At 32.7% G+C, this 17,634-nt stretch carries 14 protein-coding genes and 1 tRNA gene; 4 read left to right on the plus strand and 11 right to left on the minus strand.

The features are described from left to right. Nucleotides 1-77: 77 nt before the first annotated feature. The 4 genes from ACSVH7_RS02495 to ACSVH7_RS02510 form a co-directional block, all read right to left on the minus strand. A complete protein-coding gene (locus ACSVH7_RS02495) occupies nucleotides 78-926 on the minus strand; it encodes a class I SAM-dependent methyltransferase (protein WP_438065113.1) in 849 nt (282 codons plus the stop codon). Nucleotides 927-1,037: 111 nt separating this feature from the next. Continuing rightward, complete coding sequence (gene mnmG / locus ACSVH7_RS02500; RefSeq protein WP_438065114.1) at nucleotides 1,038-2,909, minus strand: tRNA uridine-5-carboxymethylaminomethyl(34) synthesis enzyme MnmG; 1,872 nt, start codon at nucleotides 2,907-2,909, stop codon at nucleotides 1,038-1,040. Between the two features lie 131 nt (nucleotides 2,910-3,040). Continuing rightward, entirely contained in the window at nucleotides 3,041-3,460 is a 420-nt protein-coding gene (ybeY, locus tag ACSVH7_RS02505; protein WP_438065115.1) for an rRNA maturation RNase YbeY, read from the minus strand. After that, nucleotides 3,453-6,737, minus strand: coding sequence for a hypothetical protein (locus ACSVH7_RS02510; RefSeq protein WP_438065116.1), 3,285 nt, complete (start codon nucleotides 6,735-6,737; stop codon nucleotides 3,453-3,455). The genes ybeY and ACSVH7_RS02510 overlap by 8 nt, the downstream gene beginning before the upstream one ends. Before the next feature lie 141 nt (nucleotides 6,738-6,878). Between ACSVH7_RS02510 and gltX the strand changes: the two genes are divergently transcribed. Further along, nucleotides 6,879-8,384 carry a glutamate--tRNA ligase gene (gene gltX, locus ACSVH7_RS02515; protein ID WP_438065117.1) on the plus strand — a complete coding sequence of 502 codons (1,506 nt, stop codon included), beginning with the start codon at nucleotides 6,879-6,881 and terminating at the stop codon, nucleotides 8,382-8,384. Between the two features lie 79 nt (nucleotides 8,385-8,463). Beyond that, entirely contained in the window at nucleotides 8,464-9,447 is a 984-nt protein-coding gene (locus ACSVH7_RS02520) for an SPFH domain-containing protein (RefSeq protein ID WP_438065118.1), read from the plus strand. A 12-nt stretch (nucleotides 9,448-9,459) separates the two neighbouring features. Here the strand turns inward: ACSVH7_RS02520 and ACSVH7_RS02525 are convergent, their stop codons facing one another. The 4 genes from ACSVH7_RS02525 to ACSVH7_RS02540 form a co-directional block, all read right to left on the minus strand. Further along, complete coding sequence (locus ACSVH7_RS02525) at nucleotides 9,460-9,714, minus strand: DUF6327 family protein (RefSeq protein ID WP_438065119.1); 255 nt, start codon at nucleotides 9,712-9,714, stop codon at nucleotides 9,460-9,462. Between the two features lie 3 nt (nucleotides 9,715-9,717). Beyond that, complete coding sequence (locus ACSVH7_RS02530) at nucleotides 9,718-10,068, minus strand: competence protein (protein ID WP_438065120.1); 351 nt, start codon at nucleotides 10,066-10,068, stop codon at nucleotides 9,718-9,720. A 6-nt stretch (nucleotides 10,069-10,074) separates the two neighbouring features. Next, nucleotides 10,075-10,404 (minus strand): YtxH domain-containing protein, encoded by a 330-nt coding sequence (locus ACSVH7_RS02535; protein ID WP_438065121.1) that lies wholly within the window; start codon nucleotides 10,402-10,404, stop codon nucleotides 10,075-10,077. A gap of 300 nt (nucleotides 10,405-10,704) precedes the next feature. Then, complete coding sequence (locus tag ACSVH7_RS02540) at nucleotides 10,705-12,744, minus strand: glutamine--tRNA ligase/YqeY domain fusion protein (protein ID WP_438065122.1); 2,040 nt, start codon at nucleotides 12,742-12,744, stop codon at nucleotides 10,705-10,707. Nucleotides 12,745-12,885: 141 nt separating this feature from the next. Here ACSVH7_RS02540 and folB point away from each other — a divergent pair, with 141 nt between their 5' ends. Further along, nucleotides 12,886-13,245, plus strand: a complete 360-nt coding sequence (gene folB / locus ACSVH7_RS02545) for a dihydroneopterin aldolase (protein ID WP_438065123.1) — start codon at nucleotides 12,886-12,888, stop codon at nucleotides 13,243-13,245. A 95-nt stretch (nucleotides 13,246-13,340) separates the two neighbouring features. Then, nucleotides 13,341-13,411: transfer RNA gene (locus ACSVH7_RS02550), tRNA-Cys, on the plus strand. A gap of 610 nt (nucleotides 13,412-14,021) precedes the next feature. Here ACSVH7_RS02550 and ACSVH7_RS02555 read toward each other — a convergent pair. From ACSVH7_RS02555 to rnr, 3 genes are all read right to left on the minus strand, one after another. Beyond that, entirely contained in the window at nucleotides 14,022-14,696 is a 675-nt protein-coding gene (locus ACSVH7_RS02555) for a LysE family translocator (RefSeq protein WP_438065124.1), read from the minus strand. Between the two features lie 67 nt (nucleotides 14,697-14,763). After that, a complete protein-coding gene (locus tag ACSVH7_RS02560) occupies nucleotides 14,764-15,432 on the minus strand; it encodes a head GIN domain-containing protein (protein WP_438065125.1) in 669 nt (222 codons plus the stop codon). A 6-nt stretch (nucleotides 15,433-15,438) separates the two neighbouring features. After that, nucleotides 15,439-17,619: a ribonuclease R gene (gene rnr, locus ACSVH7_RS02565; RefSeq protein ID WP_438065126.1), complete on the minus strand. Its 2,181-nt coding sequence runs from the start codon at nucleotides 17,617-17,619 to the stop codon at nucleotides 15,439-15,441. Nucleotides 17,620-17,634 lie beyond the last annotated feature (15 nt).

The following is a 17,634-nucleotide window of genomic DNA, read 5'->3' on the forward strand; positions in this document are numbered from 1 at the left end:
GCGTAATTGTTTTAAAAAAGACATGATTTTGGTCAGCATTACTTAAGATTAACGCTTAAAAGGGCTTAAAATCAATTTTAAGTGTTTTTGAGCACATAAATATGTGAAGAATACTCCTTATTTTGACTTCCTTTCCAATTGGAGCGTAAACCGATAAAAAAAGCTTTTACAAAATTCATTTTTCCTGTTTTGTATTTTTCGGATAATAAACTCACATAAAAAGAATCAAATTTCATCGGAAGGATTTTCTTTAGTGCCATATTTTCTTTCTGAAAAAGCATTTGTATCGATTGTTTTGAAAAATGCCAAAAATGAATCGGCACATCATAAGCTGCCCAAAAATTTTGATAATGCTTAGCATCAAAAGATTTAAAATTAGGTACCGCGACAATTAAAGTTCCAGCAGGTTTTAGCAAACGCTTCAATTCTTTTAGTTGAAAATCTAAATCTGGAACATGTTCTAACACATGCCACATCGTGATACAATCAAAACTTTGTGAAGCTAATTCGGTCGTATCATTTACAAAAGAAATTCCTTTTCCTTCTGCAATGGTTTTGGCCTTTTGACTAGGTTCAATTCCAATAGTCTTCCAACCATCATTTTGAGCTACCAACAAAAAATCTCCTGTTCCAGCTCCAATATCCAAAAGTTGTCCTTTTGAAGGTTGTTCGGCAGTAATTAATTGCAGTTTATTTTTTAAAGCTATTCCTTTTACAAAATGATACGCTTTTTCAAATAAACTTCTTTTCGAATCGGTATGAGAAATATAATCTACACTTTCGTAATATTTCCCTAAGTTTTCTAAACTAGGCTGTGGATGTGTTATCAGCATATCCAAAGCTTCGTCGTGATACAAGTCGAAAACCTCTTGGGAAACCGAATAATCTTTTACGGTAAGAAAATGTTGCTTTGATACAATAGTCATAAGTAGGTTAATTTAATAAAAAACTATTGCTCTTAGATAGAGCAATAGTTGAATAATATAAGATTTAGTTTCACGTGGAACAAAAGGAGCATTCAAAAAAGTAAAATAAATTTAACGCCCCATGTAAATTAATAATACCGAAATATCGCTTGGAGATACACCACTAATACGAGAAGCTTGTGAAATAGTAATAGGACGAATTTTATCTAATTTTTGCCTTGCTTCAATTGACATCGATTTTATTTTGGAATAATCAAAATTATCAGGAATCTTTACTTCTTCTAAACGAGAAAGTTTATCGGCATTATTGCGTTCCTTCTCTATATATCCCGAATATTTAACTTGAATTTCGGCCTGTTCTAGTATTTCTTGATCTAAATTATGATCGTGAACATATTGCTTAACTTTATCAAACTGCAGCATATCTTGCAAGTCAATTTGTGGACGAGAAAATATTTTAAATAATTTATCACCTTGGGAAATTAAAGCCGTTTCTTTTGATTCCAAAATAGGATTAGCCTCCGCAACTGTAATACTCGTTTCCTTGAAAAAAGAAACCATTCTTTCGGATTCCTCCAATTTATATTCCATTCGTCTCAAACGAGCTTCTGAAGCAAGACCAATTTCATAAGACATCGGCGTTAATCTAAAATCAGCATTATCTTGACGAAGTAAAGTTCTATACTCAGCACGTGAAGTAAACATACGATAAGGTTCTTCTGTACCTTTCGTGATTAAATCATCAATCAAGACTCCTATATAAGCCTCGTCACGTTTTAATATTAAAGGTGCTTTTTCATGGACTTTTAAATGTGCATTGATACCTGCCATCAATCCTTGCGAAGCCGCCTCTTCATATCCAGTCGTACCATTTATTTGCCCTGCAAAATACAATCCGTCAATTAATTTTGTTTCCAAGGTATGTTTCAATTGTGTAGGAGGAAAATAATCATATTCGATTGCATAACCCGGACGGAAGAATTTTACCTTTTCAAAACCAGCAACTGAACGCAAGGCTTTAAATTGAATATCTTCAGGCAAAGAAGTTGAAAAACCATTTACATACACTTCACAAGTATGCCAACCTTCGGGTTCAATAAATAACTGATGGCGCTCTTTATCTGCGAAACGATTAATTTTATCTTCTATAGAGGGACAATATCTTGGGCCTAAACTTTTGATACGACCATTAAACATAGGAGAACGATCAAAACCTTCTCTCAAAATAGAGTGCACTTCATTTGAAGTATAGGTCATAAAACAAGACCTTTGATGAACAAGAGGAACTGTTACATCAGAATAAGAAAACTTATCTGGACGCGCATCACCTTTTTCTTCGTTCATTTTAGAGTAATCCAAAGAACGACCATCCACACGAGGAGGCGTTCCTGTTTTCATTCTGCCGGATTGAAAACCCACCTTAACCAAGTCTTCGGTAATTCCATACGCCGCACTCTCCCCTGCTCTTCCTCCTCCAAATTGTTTTTCTCCAATATGAATCAAACCATTCAAAAAAGTACCATTAGTTAACACCACGGCTTTGGCACGAATTTCAACTCCTAATGAAGTTCTAATTCCTTTTATTTTTCCTTGTTCAAGAATCAAACCACTCACCATTTCTTGATAAAAATCTAAATTGGGAGTAGCTTCTAACATCATACGCCATTCCTCAGCAAAACGCATACGATCACTTTGAACACGCGGCGACCACATAGCGGGTCCTTTAGACTTATTCAACATCTTGAATTGAATAGCGGTCTTATCAGAAACAATTCCAGAATACCCGCCTAAAGCATCAATTTCTCTTACGATTTGACCTTTAGCAATTCCGCCCATTGCCGGATTACAAGACATCTGCGCAATGTTTTGCAAACTCATAGTTACTAACAATGTTTTAGATCCTAAATTTGCAGCCGCAGCCGCAGCTTCAGAACCAGCATGTCCAGCACCAACAACAATTACATCATACTCTTCTAAAAACATGGTAAAAAAATTATAAAAGAAAACTCTTTTGTTAAGTGTTCCACGTGAAACTTTCAAAACACGTTTCACGTGGAACATAAATAAATTAATAAAAATTTCGTTCCACGTGGAACGAAACTAAAAGCGAATATTTATTGTTTCACGTGAAACAATTTCATTTTTTCATCTTCTTTCTGACGCATTACTACTTCGTCTTGTGGTGTTTTATCTTTATAGCCACAATAATGGAGAATGCCGTGAATCATAACTCTACGCAATTCCTCTTCAAAAGAAACGGCAAAATCAATAGCGTTTTCTTTAACACGTTCAATAGAAATAAAAATATCACCGTTGATTTCATTACCAACTGTATAATCAAAACTAATGATATCTGTTAAGGTATCATGATCCAAGTAATCCACATTAATTTTATGCAAATATTCGTCATCACAAAAAATATAATTGATCTCACCCTCGTCTTTATTTTCAGAAAGAATGGTGTTGGAAATCCAAGAAACATATGAGGTTTCATCTGTCAAAGTAAAATCAATCTCGTAATTAAAATCAATCATTGGTATTAAAATATTGCTTAACTCTTTGGTTAAAATTGGAGTGCAAAGGTAGTGATTGTCTATTTAATATCTCAACACTATTCATATATTGCTTCAAAGGGGTTGGTAAAGGCGTTAAAGGATTAGAAAATGATTTTGAATTACTTTCTGACTTGCGATTACTATCTTGACCTTGTTGTTGTAATGCAGTGTCTAACTTCAATAATTCTTGGGTAAGATTCAAAACACGTTGTAACACTTCATTTTTAAAACCCTTGTTTAAAAGTTGCTTTTCTATTAGTTTCATTTGCTCTAAAGCAGATTGCCCCGAACCATTCAAACCATTTTTTTGCAATTCGTTCTCTAAGGCATCGCGTAATTCCTTTTGTTGCTGATAAATTTCCATAACTGCTTTGGCGTCCCCTTCCCCATCAGGACCTTCTTTACCTGAAGATTTAGCACCCGATTTAGCACCACCTTCGTTAGGTTTACCCTGACCATTGATTTGATCTTTCATTTTTTCACCCAATCCCTTTTGTTTAGAAATTATATCTTGCAATTGCATACCATCCCCCTTTCCTGGCTTTGGTTTCCCACGACTTGTACCAGATAAATTCATTTGCATGTTATGCAAAAAATCACTTAGCATATCCGCCAGCTTGTTGGAAGAAGCAATCACAAATTGTTGGTGAGAGATACCTTTTGAAACAATTCCATTACCTAATTTATCGATAGCATTATCAATATTGTACTGCACAGTACCAATTTCTTTGGTGACATCTTCAGCAATTTTCTCATTACGAAGCGACATTGAAAATAAAGAATCATCAATATGCTTAAATTGGCTCTTGAGAGATTGTTGGGTTTTTAAAAATTTATTAAATGAGGAAGAACCAATTTTAACCACACGAAATTGTTTCATTACCTGCTCTTGCTCATTCGAAAAAGCCAAGAGATTATCTAAAACTTGACGTAACATTTTTACGTCTTCCTCTAATTGTTCGCGTTCACCACTCTCCATCGCTTCTTTAATTTTAGCTCCTAGTTGTTTCATGCTATGCGCAGCTTTCTTTTGTGAACTACTAGCTTTAGACATATTTGATTTAGACAATTCTTCTTTAGAATCATTTAAATTTTTATTGACATCTTGTTCCAAATTTTTCGTATCAGGTAAATCAATAGGTGATTTCAAAGTAGCATTCTCTTTAATAACATCACGTAGTTGTTCTTGAATATCTTGAAATTGTTCTTTAATATTTTCTTGTAATTTACTCTTTGCAGGATTCTCTTCCAACGCAAGCTTTTGTTGCTTTTGGGAGAGTTGCTCTAATTTATCAGCTAATTGATTGGCTTTTTTATCAACATAAAAACGCTTTGTTAGTTCGACTAATTGTTCTAAAGTTTTTACTTGATTTTTACTAGTTTGCTTAAATTGTGATAATTTATCTTGAAGCTCCTCTGAATTTAATTTAGAATTTAACTCCTTTAATTCCTCGAGTAACTCCTTATTTTTATCAACCGCATCCACTACTTTATCCAATCGCTTTTCTAAAATTTCTTTAGCTCCGTCTTTTTTATCAGAAGGGTCACGATTCAAATTTTGCTGAATTTTTTCAGAAAAAGATTTCATTAATTGATCTTGCTGTTGTTGTTTTTTAATGAAATCAGCGATGTTTTGTTGCTCTTTAAATTCAAGATTCTTCTTTTGCTTTACCGAAGCATTCAACTTATCCAAATCTGAAATTTGTTTCGATTGCTTATCTAAGGTATTTTCTAAACTATTTAAAGTAGCATTTTGCTTTTGAATTAAAGCATCTTCCCTTTCAGAAGCACTGGCAATATGATTAGAAAAAATAGCAGAACGGGCATGTTTCAATTGATGTAGCGCATCGTTATCAAAAACTTCGAAATAAAACTCATACGTTGTACTTTCCAAAACAGCTAGGTTGTCGGGAAAAGAATACACAAATTGATCAAAAACTCCAGATTTAATCGGAATTGTTCCACGTTTGGCAGTAGCGGGTTTTCCTTTTTCATAATAGACTATTTCCAATTTTGAAATACCATAATCATCAGCAATTTTACCTATAAAATAACTCTTTTCAACTTTCAAACTATCAGGAGCCGGAATAACATCAATGGAGGGATACTGGTCTTTGATTACTTCGAGACGATAACTTAATTTTTCATAGTTTTTTATCGAAAAATTAGAAGTAAATACCTGATATTCTGTATTTTGATAAATATTTTTAGAGAATTCAAAAGAACTTCCAGAATTTACAAACTTATTAGTTGAAGATGCAACACTATAATCTACGGATTGAATGGCTTGACCTGAAATATGCCATTTAACTAAAGTCCCTTCTGGAATAACGGCATTACCACTACCTTTTATTACTTGAGGTCTTTGCTTTAAATAGGAAGGATAAATAAGTTCCATTTGAAAATTAGCAATGGCAGGAACTTGCAAAACTTTCAAATCAAAATCGAATGAAACTACGGTATTTGCCTCAAGATGAAAAACAAAAGAACTAGAAGGAGCCACAAATTTATACTGAAAAATACCTGGACTGATTTGCTCCATAAGATAACTTTCATCCCCAATAAAAACTGAAACTTGCTCGGGTACAACAGTACCAACTGCTTTTACTTGTAACATAAAATCATTCTTTTCAAGTACAGTTAACTGCCTATTTTGAATGATTAATTGAAAAGGTGCAGGTTTTACAAAAGAGGCTTTATAATGGATTACCCGATTAAAACTTTGCGAAATAATAGTACTATTTCCAGATACAAAAAACAATAAAAGAAACACTAAAGGAATAAAAGCAATAGGTAAATATCTTTTATTCGAATTAAAATTTATCGCTTTACCAAAAGGAATAGGTGCCAAAGTATTTGATTTCTGTTCAATGGACGCCAATAGTAATTCCGAGGATTCTTCCCTACTTTCTGAAAGTTGCAGAAAATTGAGTAATTTATCATTGACTTCTGGAAAATGATTCCCTATAATTGAAGATGCTTCTTCATAAGAAATTCCTTTTTGTAATTTAAACAGTTTGATTATTGGAAATGCAATGAAACGAAAAAGTAAATAACATTCGACAAGAATAAAAGACCAAAATAAAAAAGTGCGCGCTGAGGGTTGTAACCATAAAAAATACTCTATAAATAGGGTAAAAAGGAAATACAACAAGCCAAATCCAATGAAAAGCAATGCACCTCTCAATAACTCATTGGCATAAAACTTTTTAATAAAAGCTTCTAATTTTTGATATATGATACCTGTCGACTTCAAAATATATAGCATTAAAGATATAACCTATAAAAATACTATTTTCTACGAAAGAAAGTAGAAAAAAGTAACAGAGAGCATACGAATTAACAAACTCAAATTAAAAAGATTGGTAAAATCGTATATTTGTAAAAAAATAGTAACATGTCAAAACCAGTACGCGTGCGTTTTGCACCAAGTCCAACAGGACCATTACATATAGGAGGTGTAAGAACGGCCCTATTTAATTATTTATTTGCCAAAAAAAACAATGGAACTTTCTATTTGCGCATTGAAGATACCGATCAAAATAGATTTGTGCCAGGCGCCGAAGAATATATACTAGAAGCCTTAGAATGGTTAGGCATTGCACCTGATGAGACCAAAGGAAAAAATGAAAAATTTGGTCCCTATAAGCAAAGCGAAAGACAACACATCTATGAAAATTATGCTCAAGAATTAATTGAGTCAGGCCATGCTTATTATGCATTTGATAGCGCAGAAGCATTAGATTCCTTGCGTAATGACTTAGAAAAAGAAGGCAAAACTTTTATTTATAATCATTCGGTTCGAACTACATTAAATAATTCAATTAGTTTGAGCGCGGAAGAAACGAAAGCAAAAATAGCAAATGGCGATCCTTATGTAATCCGTTTTAAAACACCTGTAGATGAAACATTACATCTAAAAGATATCATTCGAGGTGCCATAAAATTTGAAACCAATTTATTAGATGATAAAGTATTATTCAAAAGTGATGGCATGCCAACCTATCATCTAGCTAATATTGTAGACGATCATTTAATGGAAACCTCACATGTGATTCGTGGAGAAGAATGGTTGCCTTCGATGCCACTACATGTATTGTTGTATCGTGCATTTGGATGGGAAGCTCCAGAGTTTGCACACTTACCATTAATTCTAAAACCAATTGGAAATGGTAAATTATCGAAACGCGATGGAGATAAAATGGGCTTTCCTGTATTTCCTTTAGAATGGAAAACCGAGGAAGGAATCTCATCAGGATACAGAGAAAAAGGGTTTTATCCAGAAGCAGTCCTTAACTTTTTAGCTTTGTTAGGATGGAATGATGGAACCGAAAAAGAACTCTTTACTTTGGAAGAATTGACAAAAGTATTTGATTTGAATCGAGTACACAAAGCAGGTGCAAAATTTGATCCAGAGAAAAATAAATGGTTCAATCACCAATATTTAATTCATAAAAATAATGCAGAATTAGCTAACAGCTTCACTCCTATCCTAGTAGAGAAAGGAATTGCTGTTGAACAGTATGATGTAAGTAGAATTGTAGGTTTAATCAAAGAAAGAGCTAATTTCGTTTCAGAATTTTGGGAACTCAGCTCCTACTTTTTCGAAGATCCAACTACATATGATGAAAAAGCTACAAAAAATTGGAAAGAAGAGACTCCCAAATTAATGCAAAAATTAATGGAAGTTTTAAAAAATATAAATGATTTTTCTTCTGCAACTATTGAAGCAACAGTCAAAGATTGGATGACAGAAAATGAGATTGGAATGGGTAAAATTATGCAACCTTTCCGACTAAGTTTAGTTGGTGCACTCAAAGGTCCACACCTATTTGATATTGTTGAACTCATTGGAAAAGAAACCACTATTCAAAGAATAGAAAAAGCCATCAACGCACTTTAAGAATAAGCTCTCCAAACGGGGAGCTTTTTTTTGTACCTTTAGAACAATTCAAAAATAATAACTTCAATAAATAACAATTATGGACATTGCATTTGTAGTATTTTTAGTCATCGGACTGTTTATTTTACTGTCTTCCTTTTTTACAGTAAAACAACAGACAAGTTTAATAATAGAGCGTTTTGGAAGGTTTCACAGCATCAGACAATCAGGATTGCACCTGAAAATACCATTAATAGATAGAATTGCAGGACGTGTTAATTTAAAAATTCAACAATTAGATGTAATTATCGAAACTAAAACGAAGGATAATGTTTTTGTAAAACTAAAAGTATCTGTACAATTTATGGTGGTAAAAGAAACAGTTTATGATGCCTTTTACAAATTAGAATTTCCCCACGATCAAATTACGTCTTACGTTTTTGATGTAGTACGAGCCGAAGTACCTAAATTGATATTAGATGATGTATTTGAGCGAAAAGATGACATCGCAATAGCAGTCAAAAGAGAATTAAATGAAGCCATGACAACGTATGGTTACACCATAATCAATACATTAGTTACAGATATCGATCCTGATATTCAGGTAAAAAATGCCATGAATAGAATCAATGCGGCAGATAGAGAAAAAACAGTAGCCGAATTTGAAGCGGAAGCCTCAAGAATTAGAATTGTAGCCAAAGCCAAAGCAGAGGCAGAAAGTAAACGATTACAAGGACAAGGTATCGCTGATCAGAGAAGAGAAATTGCAAGAGGTTTAGTAGAAAGTGTAGATGTGTTAAACAAAGTGGGGATCAATTCACAAGAAGCATCAGCACTGATAGTAGTAACTCAGCATTATGATACGCTACAAGCCATTGGAGCTGATACCAATTCTAACTTAATATTACTACCTAATTCTCCTCAAGCAGGAAGTGATATGCTGAATAACATGGTCGCCTCCTTCTCCGCTTCCAATCAAGTTGGAGAAATGATGAAAAAAACAGAACGTAAAAAACCCAAAAACGAAAGTAAAAACACCAGACAAGAATCCCAAACTACGGAAGAAACAGCAGAAAACGAGTAATAAAAAAGAGGCTTAACAGCCTCTTTTTCTATTAATAAACCAACCAATTACATAAGGAATAGCTGATTGAATAATCTGCACATAGTTATTTGAAATGGTCTGCTTAAAAGAACCTAAATAACTATCAATAATATTTTTGGGTTCAAAACTTTCCTTGGTTTTTTGAAAGCTTAGAATGAGCTTTTGGTAATGAATTTCCTTTTCTAATTTAAGAATTACCAAATCCCGATCAATCTCTGCATAGGAAGCATATTTTTTGTTTTCCATAAGTTAGTCGTTAAAAAATATTTCTGAGAATTTTTCTAAAATGGGACCCTCTACAATTTTATTTTTAACCATAAATAAACAAAGCGTAAGTACAAGATAAATGGCACCCACTGACAAAAACCCTAAGGCATTACTATTCAAAAAAGTACCAATAGCAAGAGCAGCTGCAACAGAACAAAACAATAATACCATAGAAAAACAGAGTGCTATTAAAGAAAACTTTAAAATCATAGTCGTTGATTTCATGGCCACTTTAAAACCCCAAAGTTTATAATAAGCGACGTTACTTTCTATATAACGTTGCAATTGGTCTTGAATATCTTCTGTTTTTTCTTTTAAATCCTCTAATGGCATGGTTACCTATTTTTGAAATTTAGCATTTTTAACTTTTAGAGCCGCTAATTTTTCTTCTAGAAAAGTAATAACATCCTCTGTTTTGTGACTAGTGGTGGCAACAAAATTTTCTAAACCCTGTTCTAACTCGTCTTTAGTCAAATAAAGTCTCTCAACCAATTTGTCAGAAGCATCATAAAATTTTTCATTTAAATTCTCAGAAGCATCCTCTACTCCTTTTCTAATTTTCTTTCTTGTATTGGATCCTTTATCAGGAGCGAATAAAATTCCAATTCCTGCTCCGATAGCGGCTCCGGTTATAAGAGCCAAAATGGTATTTCCAGTGTTACTTGCCATGATACTTAAAAATTAGTGTTATTAATTATAAAGATACTACTTTATTAACAAAACAAAGTTAACAACGTGATAAACTATTAAAAAAGGGAGTAAAAATTAAAATAAAGCTTTTTTTTTAAATAAAATTTAAAAGATGTAAATTGAGTCGAAGAAATAAAAAAAATGTCTTAAAATCAATTTATGAAAGTCATTTTTAATAATAAAAATTAATTATTCCACATAAAATAATAGAAAATATTAATAATAAGAAAGCATCCCGATAAAGGATGCTTTTGATAAGAAAAATTGATGATGAAAAAATTAAATCAAAGTTTGAAATTGATCTAAATGAATAACATCATTTTTTATATTTTCAATGACAATCTCACGAACTAAAGTAGATTGACTTTTTAAAGACATTGTATATAATTTTTGTAAAGAATCGTTAGCAATATCTTTAAATGAAATTTTATCAGAATATTTCAGAATTAAATTTGAAAACAATAAAGCATTATTATCATTTTTAATATTCTTACTAACCGTTTGCGTCAATAAACTATAATTGTCGATACTTTCGATATTACCAACAATTGAAGTTAATAAAGCTGAAGCTAGGTTTGCATCTTTTTCTTTAACGTATTTATTGATTTCTTTTTGAGTATTCATCAAAAGATTCGCTTCTTTCTTGTCTTTCTCCTCCCAAGCGTCTTTCAAACCAACCGTTTTGTTAAATACTAATTTTGAATCCGTTGTATCTTTGTCAACAGAAAAATAACCCAATCTTTGGAATTGATAATGCGTACCAGAAACCGCATCTTGTAAACTTGGTTCTACAAAACCAGTTACAATTTGCAAAGAAGATGGATTTACAAACTCCAAGAAACTTTTCTCTTTATGACTATCAGGTGCTTCATCGGTAAATAAACGATCATACAAACGAACTTCTGCTTCAATAGCGTGATTAATAGCAACCCAATGAAGCGTTCCAGCTACTTTACGTTTGCTGGCTTCACTCCCACTTCCACTCAAAGAATCCGTGTCATAAGTAACATGAATTTCTTTGATCGAACCGTCAGAATTCTTTACAACAGACTCACCCTTAATAATATAACCATTTTTTAAACGTACTTCATTACCAATGCTTAATCTGAAGAATTTGGCTGGAGCCACTTCAAGAAAATCTTCTTTTTCAATGTATAATTCACGAGAGAAAGGAACTTTTCTAAAACCAGCAGCTTCATCTTCTTGATTATTTTCGGCGTCTAACCACTCTACTTTGTCTTCTGGATAATTGGTAATAACCAATTTCACAGGATCCAAAACAGCCATAACTCTAGGTGCTTTTTTATTCAAATCTTCTCGTAAACAGAAGTCCAATAAAGAAATATCAATGATGTTTTCACGCTTAGCAACACCAATAGTATCACAAAATTTACGAATAGAAGCAGCGGTATACCCTCTTCTACGTAAACCAGAAATAGTAGGCATTCTTGGATCATCCCACCCATTAACCACTTTATCTTGAACCAATTGTAATAATTTTCGTTTGCTCATAACGGTATAATTCAAGTTCAAACGAGCAAATTCATATTGATGTGGTCTAACTTTATTGCTATCATAAATTTGATCCAAAAACCAGTCATACAATTCACGATGCATTACAAATTCCAAAGTACAAATAGAGTGAGAAATTTGTTCCAAATAGTCGCTTTCCCCATGAGCATAATCATACATCGGGTAAATATTCCAATCATTTCCAGTACGATGATGATGACGATGTAAGATTCTATACATCAATGGATCACGCATCAACATATTAGTAGAAGCCATATCTATTTTAGCTCTTAAAACATGACTTCCTTCCGGAAAATCACCATTTTTCATGCCTTCAAATAACTGAAGATTTTCCTCAATAGTACGATTTCTATAAGGTCCATCAACACCAGGTTGTGTAGGCGTTCCTTTTTGAGCCGCCATGTCTTCTGAAGTTTGGCTATCAACATAAGCTTTTCCTTTTTTAATCAAAAGAATAGCCCAATCATACAATTGCTGAAAATAATCCGAAGAATATAATTCTTCCGACCAATTAAAACCTAACCATTTTACATCTTCTTTGATAGCATCCACGTATTCTTGCTCTTCTTTGGCAGGATTAGTATCATCAAATCGAAGGTTTACAGGGGCATTATACTTCAAACCTAATCCAAAATTAAGACAAATGGATTTGGCATGACCAATGTGTAAATACCCATTAGGTTCAGGTGGAAAACGAAAACGCAATTGCTCTTTTGGAAAACCAGTAGCAATACTATCTTCTATGATTTGTTCAATAAAATGAAGTGATTTTTCTTCTAATGCCATTATATAGTAATTTGAAAAGCAAAGTTATCAAAATTGTTGAGGAATCTAAGTGAAAAGGGCTTCTTTATTTAGTAAAACCCTCAAAAAAGCAAAACAATTTGTACTTTTATGCACAATAATTAATTATTTAGAAATAGTAAAATGGGGAAAATTAAACTAAAAAATATTCGTACATATTCTAACCACGGATGCTTACTTGAAGAAGCAAAAATCGGTTCAGATTATCTAGTGAATTTAGAAATTGAATGTGATTTATCTATTTCTTCACTATCAGATCAATTAAATGATACTGTAGATTATGTATTATTGAACCGAATTGTGGTGGAAGAAATGGCTATAAGATCTGAATTATTAGAACATGTAGCCCATAGAATCTTGGTTCGTGCTATGAATGAAGCGCCTACTATCACTAAAATTGAAGTAGAAGTTTCAAAAATAAATCCTCCTATTGGTGGTGATGTTGAAGCGGTTACCATTATTATGAGTAAAACACGTGAATAAATAAAGTGTAAAATAAAAAACAATCTCTTTTTATTTGGAATTTGAAATTTGCTTTTTGGAATTTTTGTATTACATTTGCAATCCGTTTAAACAATGGCGTCGTGGCCGAGCGGCTAGGCTGGGCTCTGCAAAAGCTCCTACTCCGGTTCGAATCCGGACGATGCCTCTGAAACCTTCAAGGAAACTTGGAGGTTTTTTTTTGGTAAATTTTTAATAAAAATTAGATAAAGAAAGGTTCGAATCCGGACGATAACTCTGAAACCTTCAAGGAAACTTGGCCGTTTTTTTTATGGTTAATTTTTAAGAAAAATTAGATAAAGAAAAGGTTCGAATCCGGACGATGACTTTAATACTTTCAAAGAAAATTGGAGTTTTTTTTAATGGTAAATTTTTAGAAAAAATTAGATAAAGAAAAGGTTCGAATCCGGACGATGCCTCAAAAAAGAGGCATAAATGTATCTCTTTTTTTTCATTATTGTAACTACTCAGCTTATCTTACTTTCAATTGCCTCCAGCTTTAGCTGGAGTTATGATGGGGATTGATTGCATTGGCTTTAGCCAAATAAAAGCAACAAATTTTAGCTAAAGCCTTTAAAACTTTCAAATTTCGTTTCTCCAACTAAAGTTGAAGGTAATTAATGTCAAAAAAAACACCTGAATAGTGATTCATTATTTTAAAAATATGATAGTTAAGAATACTAAATAATGTGTAGTATTAAACAAAAAAAGCTTCTGAAATTCAGAAGCTTTATCTTTTTTTTGAATAGAAATGGCTCCTACTCTATCTTTTCTAAGGCATTTTTTACCATTTGTTTTTCTCCAGGAAAGACACCTTGGGTAATTAAAACAATTCCAAAAACCATTAAAACGACTGCAATTCCTTTTTTAATTTTATGAATATTGGTAGGCGTCATTTTTGATTTTAATTTTTTAGCCAAAACAATTTTAATACAATCAATTAACAAATAAGAAAGAATAACCGATGTGAAAAAAGTCATCATTCTTGAAGTTTCCATATCCATTTTTGGACCTACAGAAATAATAACGGCTAACCAAAAACCTAACACTCCAATATTGATGATATTGAGAAAAAAGCCTTTAACAAATAGACTGCCATAATTTTTCTTAAGGATCTCATCTTCAAGAATTTCTTCAGGAGATTTCTCTGTATTTCGTAATTTGATAAAAGAAATTATTCCATAAACCAACATCACTATTCCTCCAAAAATAAACAAGGAAGGTTCATCTTTGAGACTTGTAATTAAACGATAACTCCCTAAATAAGCAATAGAAATAAATACGATATCACCAAATATAACACCTAAATCAAATACCATTGCGGCTCTAAATCCTTTACTAATACTAGTTTCTAGTAAAATAAAGAATACTGGGCCAATCATAAAACTTAAAAAAATTCCCCAAGGAATTCCAGCTAAAATATCATTAATCATTTAATAGTGAATAGTAATTAGTGAATAGTAATTAGTGAATAGTGAATAGGTAAAAGCCTAGTTCAAGTTACTTTTCAATTATAGTTCCACCAAGTATGGTTTCTTGATTGATTTGTTTGGGTTTACCATAAATGTAAATAGAGCCTCCAGCTTTCACTTTTGCATCCACTAAGGTTGTAGCATGTATTTCAGCTTTTCCTCCTGCAGAAACGTTTATAGTGCTTTGTTCGCTTAATAACTCTTTCCCTTCTAAAATACCACCCGAAGCAATAATCACTGATTGGCTTTTTGTACTTCCACTAACCTCTATTATTCCGCCTGAAACAGCTCTTAAAACCGCTTTTTCAACGGCTAATTCTACTTTTATTTGAGCACCTTCTTTGGTATTCAATGATAAAGTTGTTTGTTTAAATGGAAAATCACACGAAATGTAGCTTCCTTCACTACCATCAATACTTTCCAATTTTTTAAAATACAATACAATTTTAATATCATTCCCAGCTAATAATTTTGGGAAAGGCATACGTAATTTAAGAACACCATTACTGTTTATTACTTCCACCTCTGATGCCCTTGAACCTGTAATGACAACCTTTCGTTCTTCGGAAGGAATTAATTTTACGGTCAACTTATCAAATACTTTTACCGAATCAAAATCACCTAAATTTTTAGTGATTTGGGCTTGGGAAAAACTAGCGATGAACAAGACCACTAGTACTATTATTTTTTTCATCATTTTTTTTTAATTATTTCTTCTTATAAAATGAAAATCCAATTGTTTTTTAACCAAATCTGCATTTTTTACTTTTACATATATCTCATCCCCTAATTGTAATAAATCATGCGAAGTCGCTCCTACCAAGGCATATTGTTTCTCGTCAAAAGTATAATAATCTTCTTTTATATCACGAATTCTTACCATACCCTCGCATTTATTTTCGATGATTTCAACATAAATTCCCCACTCCGTTACTCCTGAAATGACACCCAAAAATTCTTGATCTTCATGATTTTGCATGTATTTAACCTGCATATATTTAATAGAATCACGTTCTGCATTAGTAGCTAAACCTTCCATAGTCGAAGAATGTAAACATTTGGTTTCATAGGTTTCTTCATCTGCTGATTTTCCTCCATCGAGATAAAATTGCAATAATCGGTGTACCATTACATCGGGATACCTTCGAATGGGTGAAGTAAAATGAGAATAATAATCAAAAGCTAATCCATAGTGACCAATATTATCCGTTGAATATTTGGCTTTACTCATCGAACGAATGGCTAGAGTATCAATCAAATTTTGTTCTTTTTTACCACTCACGGCTTCCATCAAGGCATTCAATGATTTGGAGATATCGCCTTTGTTTCTAAAGTCAATTTTGTATCCAAATTTAGCAATCACATTTTGCATGGCAATTAGCTTATCTTCATTGGGTTCATCGTGAATTCTGTAAATAAACGTTTTCTTTTGTTTGCCAATATATTCCGCTACTTTTCTGTTGGCCAAAAGCATAAATTCTTCAATCAAATGATTGGCATCTTTGGCTATTTTGAAGTACACGCCTTCAGGTTCTCCTTCTTGATCTAAATTGAATTTTACTTCGACTTTATCAAAAGAAATAGCGCCTTCATTCATTCTATTTCTTCTTAAAATTTTGGCTAACTCATCCATTTTGAGTGTAGCTTCAACAATTTCGTCGGCCACAAAATAACTACTTCCTGTGATTGAAGTTTCTAATGGAATAGTGTTGTCTTTGGTTTCGATGATGTATTGTGCTTCTTCATACGCAAAACGTTGGTCCGAAAAAATAACGGTTCTTCCAAACCATTGATTGATGACTTTGGCTTTAGCATCCAATTCAAAAATAGCCGAAAACGTATATTTCTCTTCCTGAGGTCGTAACGAACAAGCAAAATTAGATAAAACCTCAGGCAACATTGGTACTACCCTATCTACTAAATAAACTGATGTCGCACGTTGATAGGCCTCATCATCAAGTATCGTTCCTTCTTCTAGATAATACGAAACATCGGCAATGTGAACCCCAATTTCGAAATTACCATTCTCTAATTTTTTGAAAGACAGTGCATCATCAAAATCTTTAGCATCTTTTGGGTCTATGGTAAAAGTGAGTGTATCTCGCATATCGCGACGTTTGGCTATTTCACTTTCTTGAATCGTAGTATCAATTTTTTGGGCAAAGGTTTCGACTTCTATTGGAAATTCAGAAGGCAAACCATATTCTGCTAAAATAGCGTGAATTTCTGTATCGTGTTCTCCAGGTTTTCCAAGCACTTTAATTACTTGTCCAAAAGGACTATCGGCTCTTTTAGGCCAATCTTCGATATGAACCAGAACGACATCTCCGTGCTCTGCGGCTCCTATTTTATCTTTTGGAATAAAAATATCGGTGTACATTTTTGGATTGGCAGTAGAAACAAAAGCAAAATTCTTTTGAATGTCAATCACACCCACAAAATCAGTTTTGGCTCTTTCGACTACTTCAATTACTTCGCCTTCAGGACGTTTTCCTTTTCTTCGATTATAAACATAGACCTTCACTTTGTCTTTATCTAAAGCTCTATTCAGATTATTGGTTGGAATAAAAACGTCTTCTTCAAAATCAGGACAAATAAAATAAGCTGTCTTACGCCCTGTCATATCAATGGTTCCTTCGTAATAATCTTGGCTAATTGCTTTGACCAAATAACTACCCGGTTCATTTTCAATAATTTTTTTTGAAGCAGCTAGTAATTTCAAATCTTTGATAATTTGATTTCTACTTTGTGTATCATCTAACTCTAGCTTTGCTCCTATTTGTTTGTAGTTAAACCCTTTGTTAGGATTTTGAGCCAATATTTTTAAAATTTTATCGCTAAAATCTATTTCTTTTTTGATTGGCTTTCTTAGTCTTTTACGCATATATCTTTTCTTATA

It is taken from the genome of Flavobacterium sp. TSSA_36 (assembly GCF_051547165.1).
In the GTDB taxonomy this organism is placed as follows: domain Bacteria; phylum Bacteroidota; class Bacteroidia; order Flavobacteriales; family Flavobacteriaceae; genus Flavobacterium.

Coding starts and splice junctions, on each gene's coding strand:
- gltX (WP_438065117.1), top strand. CDS start 6,879: ATGTCAAAACCAGTACGCGTGCGTTTTGCACCAAGTCCAACAGGACCA.
- ACSVH7_RS02535 (WP_438065121.1), bottom strand. CDS start 10,404: ATGGCAAGTAACACTGGAAATACCATTTTGGCTCTTATAACCGGAGCC.
- ACSVH7_RS02530 (WP_438065120.1), bottom strand. CDS start 10,068: ATGCCATTAGAGGATTTAAAAGAAAAAACAGAAGATATTCAAGACCAA.
- ACSVH7_RS02540 (WP_438065122.1), bottom strand. CDS start 12,744: ATGGCATTAGAAGAAAAATCACTTCATTTTATTGAACAAATCATAGAA.
- ACSVH7_RS02560 (WP_438065125.1), bottom strand. CDS start 15,432: ATGATGAAAAAAATAATAGTACTAGTGGTCTTGTTCATCGCTAGTTTT.
- ACSVH7_RS02555 (WP_438065124.1), bottom strand. CDS start 14,696: ATGATTAATGATATTTTAGCTGGAATTCCTTGGGGAATTTTTTTAAGT.
- ACSVH7_RS02495 (WP_438065113.1), bottom strand. CDS start 926: ATGACTATTGTATCAAAGCAACATTTTCTTACCGTAAAAGATTATTCG.
- ACSVH7_RS02525 (WP_438065119.1), bottom strand. CDS start 9,714: ATGGAAAACAAAAAATATGCTTCCTATGCAGAGATTGATCGGGATTTG.
- rnr (WP_438065126.1), bottom strand. CDS start 17,619: ATGCGTAAAAGACTAAGAAAGCCAATCAAAAAAGAAATAGATTTTAGC.
- folB (WP_438065123.1), top strand. CDS start 12,886: ATGGGGAAAATTAAACTAAAAAATATTCGTACATATTCTAACCACGGA.
- mnmG (WP_438065114.1), bottom strand. CDS start 2,909: ATGTTTTTAGAAGAGTATGATGTAATTGTTGTTGGTGCTGGACATGCT.
- ybeY (WP_438065115.1), bottom strand. CDS start 3,460: ATGATTGATTTTAATTACGAGATTGATTTTACTTTGACAGATGAAACC.
- ACSVH7_RS02520 (WP_438065118.1), top strand. CDS start 8,464: ATGGACATTGCATTTGTAGTATTTTTAGTCATCGGACTGTTTATTTTA.